This is a genomic window from Actinoplanes sp. NPDC051411, from assembly GCF_040682075.1.
Classification (GTDB): Bacteria; Actinomycetota; Actinomycetes; order Mycobacteriales; family Micromonosporaceae; genus Actinoplanes.
Map to the genome: position 1 here is coordinate 102,700 of NZ_JBFBAD010000017.1, position 8,665 is coordinate 111,364.

The window sequence follows — 8,665 nt, forward strand, 5'->3', positions numbered from 1 at the left end:
TACCCATATCAGGTACGTATCCAGTCGTATGCCCCGAAGCGTTGTAGACCGGGCCAGGGAGCCCTCGGACAATTGTGGAATTTCATTTTAATGGTGGACATTCAGGACAGGCCAGGTCGCGAAAATCGCCGCCCCCATTGATCGGCGTCTCTTCCCCGTGATAACTTCGCTGTCACGAACAGCGGGGGCGCTCTGATACCAACTTGAATGCCGTTGCCGGGCAAAATGGTTGCAAATGAAGCCTAGCATTGTCCGATGCGTAGATCCGATCCTCGGCGTCCTTGTTGCCCATCTTCAGTAGAAAGCTCGTCCCCGCCCAGAAGAAGGGTGGAAGATTTGAAGCTCTCAAGAGCGATTGTCAGTGCCGCAGCCATTGCCGTGTCAGGTGGTGCCGGTGCCATGTTGATGGCCGGTCCGGCGCAGGCGGCCACTGTCGTCGCCCGCGAATACGAAAATGCCAACTTTGGCGGCTCCGACTATACCTTGCAAGCCGATGAAAGCGGGTTGGTTTGCACGGCATCAACGGACGACCGCGACGAGGGTCTCCCGAACGTCGGCAGTGCCTGGAACGATAGGATTTCCTCCTTCAAGGTGTTCGCAGACTGCTTGGCGCGCCACTGGGAGAACGCCGGCTATTCCGGAGCGAGCTTGGGGTATGCCGGTAACACCGGGAACATGGGCTCGGCCATGAACGACCGAACCACCTCAATCGAATATTCATGATCTTCTGAGCAACGTCTGTTGCCTTCGGATTAGCCGTCGTCTCGATTGAGGGGTTTCCGTAAACATTCCCGATTAGTCACTGTCTACAAGATCGGGAACGCTTCCAGGCGCTCAGCGACGGCTGGATCCTGTGGCAATCTTCGCCTACCCCGGACTCCAACGAGCGCTTCAACAAAGGCGCGATCCGGAAGATGTAACAGTATTCGGCACTCCGGCCCCTGAAAGTGCCACCACGACCCTCCGTTCAAAGACCGTTCCTTCAAAACCTGTTCGAGGCATGGCCCGGCGATCCTAGTGTTCCATTCTGAACCTCCAGCTTGAAGGCAGGGAGCTTCTGTCGGCGGCGGCCTACCCGGGCGGACCCGAGGCCCTTGCGTGTTCGTCAGGCGGTCGCTTGAGCTGGGTTATGTGGGGCGACTGGCCTTTGTGGAGGTAGTCGGGGCGGGTGAGGTCCGACCTCACCCGCCGATGGCATCTTCGCTCATTCCCGCACTGACCGTGACGGCACCCATCGGCCGGCTCACGAGCCCGGCTGTCACCGACGGTGAACGCGGCGGCCTGGTAGTCGCGCTCGCCGCCGTTCCGGACCCTCGGGATCCTCGCGGCGTGCGGTATCCGCTGACCGCGCTGCTCACGGTGGCCGTGTGCGCGGTCCTGGCCGGGGCGTCGTTCGCCGCGATCACCGACTGGCTGCACGACCTCAACGAACAGATGCAGGCCCGGCTCGGGTTCACCCGCGGCATACCCGCCGGGACGACGATATGGCGGTTACTGACCCGCCTCGACGCCGCCGTGCTCACCGCGGTTCTCGCTGACTGGCTACGCACCCGCACCCCGGCGTCACCGCGCCCGCGCCGATACCGCACGGTGGTCGCCGTCGACGGCAAAACCCTGCGAGGCTCCCGCATCGACGGCCGCCAAATCCACTTACTGTCCGCGCTGGACACCAGCACCGACATCGTCTTGGCCCAGATCACCATCGACGCCAAGAACAACGAAATCCCCGCCTTCGCACCTCTGCTCGATGCCGTCGAGGCCGTACTCGGCACCCTGACCGGGGTCCTGTTCACCGCCGACGCCCTGCATACCCGGACCGGCCACGCCGACGAGATCGCCCGCCGCGGAGCGCACCTGCTCGTACAGGCTAAGGCCAACCAGCCGACCCTGTTCAAACAACTCAAACGCCTGCCCTGGGCCCAGATCCCGCCGGGAACCGAACCCGCGACCGCGGTCACGGCCGCCGCGAGACCCGCACCGTCAAAGCCGTCACCCTCGCCACGCCCGGCGGCATCGCCTTCCCCCACGCGCAGCAGGCCGCCCGGATCACCCCAACCCGCGCCATCGCCAGTCAAAGACGTGACATTCCGTGAAGACCCCTACCAAGCCCGAACCGGCACCGGACCCGCCGTCATCGCGACTCTACGTAACACCGCTATCGGCTACCGCCGAATCACCGGCGCCACCAACATCGCCCGAGCAACCTGCCACGCGAACCGCCGCTCAGCCGACCTCATCACCGCCGTGACCAGTAGTTACCCACAACGCAATGGCCCTGACCAGTAACAGCACCACCCCCAAGCGTCGAGCGCAACGGGTGGTCCTCCTGACCGCGATACCGGACAACCTCCGGCATATGGGCGGCATCCAGCATCCTCCAGCGCGTTGATGAAGAGGTGCTATCAGGCTACTCACGGGCGGTGTTGAAAGGTCTTTCGCGCCTGAGTCAGTCGTCGAGGTGGGGCCACCCGCCGTCGGCCCCGTCTTGCGCCCTGGCGCTTCTCGCCAGCAAGTCCCGGGCGGTCCGGCGCCTGCGAAATTGGGTATCACATGGATGGTTTGCAGAAGAGCTCGGCGGTTGCTTGGACACCACTGACACCGGGTTGACCACCTGGGGCACAACCCTGGTGCGGACGATGAGCGCGGTCGGCATGGCCATCGACGGCTCTCTCTGCGGGCACCTGAACTGGCTGGCCTCCGGGACTTACGTTCTGCGCCAGGACGCTCGATCTTGATCAGGCGCGCTCATCTCGGATAAGAAGTCGGCATAAAATCGGCTTATGCCGAAGCCCGGGTTATGCCGCCGTTGCCTGACGATGTGCTGGTCGGCAGGTTTTGGTTGGCTTCTGAGTCGGCATAACCCAGCGGGTTCCAGCGGTAGCTAGAGGTTGTCGAGGAACGTGAGCAGGGTGTCGGACGCTTGGTAGCGTCCGGGGTTGGTGCCGGGTTGGTGAACGCGGGCGAGGGCAGGACGTGTCCGGGTTGATCGAGGGCCTGTTCGTGGCCGTCGGCATCCCGGCCGGCTGGTGGCCTGGCCACCGGCGTGCATGCCTGGCTAAACGCGCCCGCCAAGGGGGCCGGCACCGAGCTTCCGGCCATGGCCGTCGGCCAGGACCGCCGTTCCGCGCTCATCGGCGGCCTCGCATCGGCCTTCGCGGCCAGCCTGGTCAGCGTGATCGCCGTGCTGGCCGGTGGGGTTGCTGGCGTCGTCGTCTTCGGACTGGCCAGCGGCTGATCCGGCTGGCCAGGCGGATTCCACCCGGTAGTTCGAAGACTGGGGCGGGGGGCGTGAGGTAGAGCACAAGACTGGGCACGCAGCCGTGCAGCGTCAGAAAGATTGCTCTCGGGTTGAACCTTTCGGCCTTCGGCGTGAGTTAACGAATTGCCGAACAGAAGAAAGAGGGTGTCGACCGTGACCGACCCGGATGCTGACTTTGCGGCGTATTTCGCCGGGCAGGTGAGCGCCGTGCGTCGTATCGCCTACGCCCTGTGCGGGGACTGGCACACCGCCGACGATTTGGTTCAGGTGACCTTCATCAAGTTGTACCCGCGGTGGCGGCGTGTGCGGGACGGGTCGGTGGACGCCTACGTACGCCGGATCCTGGTTAATGCCTATCTGAGCCATGTGCGCAAGCACCGGCGAGAGAAGGCCGTCGCCGAGGTGCCGGACATGCCGGCTCCGCAGGCCGACACCCACGAGGACCTGAGTCAGGCGCTGCGCCGGCTACCCGCACAACAGCGCGCCGTCGTGGTCCTGCGGCATCTGGAAGACCTGTCGATCGCCGACGTCGCCGAGATGCTGCACCTGGCCGAAGGCACCGTCAAAAGCCAGTCCGCCCGGGGCATCGCCGCGTTGCGCACGGCGATGAGCCGCTCCGCCCAGCCGAAGGAGTTGTGAGATCGTGACCGATCCTACTGACACGCAGATCCGCGACGCGCTCGTGGCCGACACCGGCGCCGAGCCGCCGCTGTCGTTCACCTATGACCAGGTCCTCGCCGGCGGTCGCCGCGCCCAGCGGCGCCGCTGGCTCGCAATGGCCGGCACCGCGGCGGCGGTGGCAGCCGTGGCAGTCGGCGGTGTTGCGCTCGCGCTGCCGCACCGCAGTGCCGACCTGACCCCGGCGCCCTACGCGGTGGCCGGGCCGTCCTGGTCGACGCTGGACGTGGCACCGCTCTGCAAAACCGCCAGCGCCGAGCCAACGAGCCCGATGGTCAAGCCCACCACCGTCGTCAGCGAGAAGGACGGCTACCCGATCCGGATCCCGGCCGAGCCGGCCGACCATGCCGCCGCCCGGATGAGCTGTTACCTGACCACGGCGATACCCTCGCTGTTGCCCGATGTCGCCTACCACCGATCCGCAGCGGCCCTCGCCGGCACCATGCCGCTCCAGGCATACCCGGGACGGATTTTCGACCCGACCCGTCCCGCGGAAACGACACCGCCGTTCATCACCGCCAGCGCCGTCATTACCGACGACCAAGGTTCCGGCGAAATCGGATTCGGTGCCGCTCCGGCGTACGAGAGCGCCGCCGACGCCACCGCGAATTGTGCCGGCAATGGCTGCACGGTGCGCACCGGTCCGAACGGCGAAACCGTCATCGTGCTGGACACGACCACGGCATCGGGATACCACCACGTCGAGGTACACGCCTACCGCGCCGGCACGATCGTTTCGGCAAGCGCCGAGAACGGGGTGACGCCAGCCACCGCCCCCGGCCAGGTGATCAGCAGCGACGACCTCAAACCCACACGCAACGGTCTTCCCCTCACGGTGGAACAACTCGTCGAGCTGGCCAGCGCCCCCGAACTGGACCTCTTCTCCTAGTACGGCAGCCGCCATTTGCGGGACTGTGCCGGGAGCGGTGTTTTCGGCCCGACACGCCGGTCCGAGAGGCTGGCGGGATGGGCACTGTGAGTGATGACATCGAACGTTGTGAGTCCACGGAAGAAGACCGAGGGTGACGGGCGGCAGCTGTCGCCGGAGCAGGCCGCTGCGGCGGCGATGGTGGCCGAGGCGAGGGCCCGCGGCCCGCGGCCCGCGATTCCTACGCCACCAAGATCGACGAAATTCTTCGCACCGAACGTCTGGTATGGCGGGAGACCGAACGGCACCTGCAAGGCAAGGTCCAACGAGCGCGCCTGTTCGACCCGGTCACCGGTCTGCCGAACCGGATCGCCCTGCGCGAGCACCTGCGCTCACTGATCGACCATGCGGCGACCGGGAGCCGGCTCGGTGTCTGCTTGGTACGCATCGACGGCTTCGCCCCGCTGAACAACACCCTCGGGCACCGCAACGGCGACGACCTGCTGCATGCCGTGGGACTGCGGCTGCGCGAGATGATCGATGGTCTTGCTCAAGGGGCTCCCGGCAGCGAAGATCATCCCGGCGCCGGGTGGCGCTATCACCTCGCCCACCTCGGCGGCGAGCAATTCGTGATCACGGTCGCCGACAGTGTCGGCCATGACGAACTCGTCAAGATCGGCCGCCTTGCCCAGCACGCGATCACCGCCGCGTCACGATCATTGGCCTGGATTGACGGTTACCAGCTCAAACTCAACACGATCGCCGGGATCGTCGAAGGCCCCGCCACCGCGGACGGGCCGGGCGACGAGGGCGACGCGGAGAGGTGGCTGCGTAACGCCCACATCGCCGCGGAATGGGCACGGGCCGACCGGCAGCCGCACGCGGTCTACGAGCCGGACCGCGCCCGTGCCGATCTTTACCGCCACCGGCTCACCGCCGCGATGCCCGACGCCCTCGATCGCGGCGAGTTCCGGCCGGTATTCCAACCGATCTACGCCCTGGCCGACCGCACCTTCATCGGCGTCGAGGCCTGGCCCGCTGGTGGCAGCGCGGCCACACCGCTCCGCTGGGACCGCAAGAATTCATCGCCTCAGCCGAACAGACCGGACTCATTCGCCCCCTCGGACGGACCCTCCTGCGCCAGGCCTGCTCCCACGGCGGCACCTGGCACGCCGCCGGCCACGAACTGCTGATCAGCGTCAACCTGTCCCCGCTGCAACTCGCCGAACCGGACCTGCTCCTCGCCATCCAGGAAATCCTCGACCACACCCGGCTGCCCGCCTGCGCGCTGCAACTCGAACTCACGGAGTCCGCCGCCGTGCACAGCCCGCCCGGCCTGCTCGACGAACTCTCCGGCCGCGGCATCCAACTGGCTCTCGACGACTTCGGCACCGGCTACGCCAACCTCGACGCCCTCGCCCGGCTCCCCGTCACCAGCGTCAAACTCGCCCGGGAACTGGTCACCGGCCTCGACGACCCCGACAACATCGCCGCGGCCGCGATCGCCTACCGCACCATCCAGCTGTGCCACGACCTCAACCGCACCGTCATCGCCGAAGGCATCGAAACCGAACGCCAATACGCGGCCCTGCGGGCCCGCGGCTGCGACTACGGACAAGGCTTCCTGTTCGCCAAAGCCGTCCCGGCCTCCGACATCACCCAGCTGCTCGCCAAAGGCCAGTCCGACAGCGGTCAATAGCCGAGCGGCACATCGAACAACCGCAGACCACGCCGGTTCTCCGACCTGACCCACTGGCCCAACACCCCGGCCTGGACTGGAAGGGGTTGCGGACAGGGCCGAGCTCCCTCGAGCGGTTCGGCCCTGCGGCGTGTCCAGAAGGGCTCGTCTACCGCCAGCGGAAGACCAGGAGGAGACGCAGCTCGATTCAGCGGCGCCCGCTTCGCTCTCTGGCCGGGCGCCGCCTCAACTCGGCGGCTACCCCGTTGCGCTAAACGAGATACCCGGGATCCACGTCGTGCCATCGCCCCCGCAGACATCGGTGATGCACCTCCGCTCATGGCCCACGCCGAGACGTACGCCCGGCCGATCTTCTGCCCGATGGTGCAGTGGCGGGATGCCGGCGCCCGCCAGAGCGCGACGGCACGTTCGTTGGGCACCAGCGCATCAAGTGGTCGTGCGCTGGCGGTGCGGCGCCGCGCGGCCACCGACCCCCCATTCGGCGTATCGGCTTGCGAGTCGTGGGAGCCTCGTCTTGGTATGCGCAGGACCGTACCTCAGGACGTAACCGATTCGACCTTGGCGATGGCCCGGCGCGTCACGTCCTCGGTCGTTTTGGTGTCGATCACGCCCCGCACGGTTTGCGAGATGCTGATGAGAACGCCGCCGTGCCGGACCATCACGAAGTCCAGGTTGACGGTCGTGCCGTCGACCGTCGCCGTAGCACGCGCGGCGAACGTGTCATCACCCAGCTTCGGGAAGGACAGTGCCTTCAGGTACAAGTCGAAGGGCGTGCCGTCGCCGGTCCGACTCACAATGTCCGGGCAGGCCGTCACGGCGTCGGAGAATTCGGTGAGCAGCTGGCGTGCCGCTCCCTCAGTTAGTGCCTCGATGCCCTCGACGACGTCCGAACCGGCCGGTGAGGTGAATTCGGCTCCGATGTCGTCCATCGCCTGGGTCTTCCTCGTCACGGCCGCATACTGCGGACACCCCTCGTATTCCTCCGAGGTGTCGGTCGCCGACGGCGCAAAGTCGGGTTTGGCGGTCCACCCGGTCGGCAGATCGGTCACCGCCAACAGGGCGCGTTTGGCCAGCGTGGCAGAAATTTGGCGCGTGGGAGTCGCGGGGTGCGCAGGGTGCGCGGCGGGCCGGCCGACGGTGCCGGCGCGTTGGTCACCGGCCTCGCCGCAGTCGGCGAGGACACCGATTGCCAGTACGGCGGCGGTCACCGCACGAAGCCTGATCATGAATCTCCGCCTGTGCCCAGCAAGTAAAGACATAGGCGACGATCGTAGCTTCAAAGGGTTGTCGCTGCTGTCCGCCGTGGACTCTCGTGGCTAGCTTCGGACCGGGTCAGTTCGAGGCGAGGGCGACACTCAGGGATCCGGTGGCGGCGCTGCTCGGGTCGATGACTACCTGGTAGTTGCCCGTAGCGGTCAAGGCCGGCGCGGTGATGGTGTTGTCGCCGATCAGTGTCCGGCTGGCGAAAACCGTCCCGTCCGGGCGCAGGATCGTGACGGTGTAGAGGCCGCCGAGCGTGACATCGCTGAACTTGAGCGCCGGAGTTTGTCCCGCGGTGGCGGCCAGCGAGAAGCGGCCGTTCTGGCCCGGCCGTTCGACGGCGATCGTCTGGCTGGGATCGCCGGCCGTCAGGGCACCGCCGTCGACATCGGCGGACAGCGTGATGGTCGCCTGCCCCGTACCCACAGCCGAAGGGTCAAGGACGACCTGGTAGGTGCCGGTCTGCGCCAGGGTGGGCAGATCGACGTCGCCGTCGGCGCCGGCCAGCGGCGTGTTCACCACGGTGGTGCCGTCCGGCCGGGTCACCGCGAGGTAGTAGAGGCCGTCGAACGTAGCGCCGGTCAACCCCAGGCTGAGGCTCTGACCCGCCATGCCGGTGAAGGTGAAATGGCTGTTCTGCCCAGGCCGGACGATCGTTGTCGGAACGCTCGGCCCGGAGGCGGAGAGGGCGCCCCCCTCGACATCGGCCGCCAATGTTGTCGTGATGTCGCCGGTCGCGCCTTCATCGGGATCGATCACTACCTGGTAGGTGCCTGTCTGGGTGAGCGTGGACAGGTCGAGTTCCGCGTTGGCGCCTGCCAGAGGCGTATTGAGCAGGGTGGTGCCGTCCGGGCGGGTGACCGCGATGTAGTAGAGGCTGTCGAACGTGGCGGAGGTGAAG

The 8,665-nt window shown here is 66.7% G+C and carries 11 protein-coding genes; 8 read left to right on the forward strand and 3 right to left on the reverse strand.

Annotated features, from left to right (window positions below):
- Positions 1-327: 327 nt before the first annotated feature.
- The 6 genes from AB0M88_RS12495 to AB0M88_RS12520 all read left to right on the forward strand — a co-directional run bounded on the left by AB0M88_RS12495 (position 328) and on the right by AB0M88_RS12520 (position 4,826).
- Positions 328-723, forward strand: coding sequence for a peptidase inhibitor family I36 protein (locus AB0M88_RS12495; RefSeq protein ID WP_364099686.1), 396 nt, complete (start codon positions 328-330; stop codon positions 721-723).
- Between the two features lie 606 nt (positions 724-1,329).
- Positions 1,330-2,286 carry an ISAs1 family transposase gene (locus AB0M88_RS12500; RefSeq protein ID WP_364099688.1) on the forward strand — a complete coding sequence of 319 codons (957 nt, stop codon included), beginning with the start codon at positions 1,330-1,332 and terminating at the stop codon, positions 2,284-2,286.
- Positions 2,287-2,582: 296 nt separating this feature from the next.
- Complete coding sequence (locus AB0M88_RS12505) at positions 2,583-2,735, forward strand: hypothetical protein (protein ID WP_364099691.1); 153 nt, start codon at positions 2,583-2,585, stop codon at positions 2,733-2,735.
- Positions 2,736-3,097: 362 nt separating this feature from the next.
- Positions 3,098-3,235 carry a hypothetical protein gene (locus AB0M88_RS12510; protein ID WP_364099694.1) on the forward strand — a complete coding sequence of 46 codons (138 nt, stop codon included), beginning with the start codon at positions 3,098-3,100 and terminating at the stop codon, positions 3,233-3,235.
- 177 nt (positions 3,236-3,412) lie between these two features.
- Positions 3,413-3,898 (forward strand): SigE family RNA polymerase sigma factor, encoded by a 486-nt coding sequence (locus AB0M88_RS12515; protein WP_364099697.1) that lies wholly within the window; start codon positions 3,413-3,415, stop codon positions 3,896-3,898.
- 43 nt (positions 3,899-3,941) lie between these two features.
- Positions 3,942-4,826: a hypothetical protein gene (locus AB0M88_RS12520; protein WP_364099700.1), complete on the forward strand. Its 885-nt coding sequence runs from the start codon at positions 3,942-3,944 to the stop codon at positions 4,824-4,826.
- Here AB0M88_RS12520 and AB0M88_RS12525 read toward each other — a convergent pair.
- Entirely contained in the window at positions 4,823-5,191 is a 369-nt protein-coding gene (locus AB0M88_RS12525) for a hypothetical protein (RefSeq protein WP_364099703.1), read from the reverse strand. The two genes, AB0M88_RS12520 and AB0M88_RS12525, sit on opposite strands and share 4 nt — an antisense overlap.
- Here AB0M88_RS12525 and AB0M88_RS12530 point away from each other — a divergent pair, their 5' ends adjacent.
- Both AB0M88_RS12530 and AB0M88_RS12535 read left to right on the forward strand, forming a co-directional pair.
- Complete coding sequence (locus AB0M88_RS12530; RefSeq protein WP_364099717.1) at positions 5,192-5,998, forward strand: diguanylate cyclase; 807 nt, start codon at positions 5,192-5,194, stop codon at positions 5,996-5,998.
- Positions 5,890-6,504 carry an EAL domain-containing protein gene (locus AB0M88_RS12535; RefSeq protein ID WP_364099719.1) on the forward strand — a complete coding sequence of 205 codons (615 nt, stop codon included), beginning with the start codon at positions 5,890-5,892 and terminating at the stop codon, positions 6,502-6,504. The genes AB0M88_RS12530 and AB0M88_RS12535 overlap by 109 nt, the downstream gene beginning before the upstream one ends.
- 536 nt (positions 6,505-7,040) lie before the next feature.
- Here AB0M88_RS12535 and AB0M88_RS12540 read toward each other — a convergent pair.
- Together AB0M88_RS12540 and AB0M88_RS12545 are read right to left on the reverse strand one after the other, a co-directional pair.
- A complete protein-coding gene (locus tag AB0M88_RS12540; RefSeq protein ID WP_364099706.1) occupies positions 7,041-7,712 on the reverse strand; it encodes a hypothetical protein in 672 nt (223 codons plus the stop codon).
- A 124-nt stretch (positions 7,713-7,836) separates the two neighbouring features.
- Positions 7,837-8,665, reverse strand: an 829-nt coding sequence (locus AB0M88_RS12545) for a hypothetical protein (RefSeq protein ID WP_364099708.1), incomplete at its 5' end; no start/stop codon positions are given.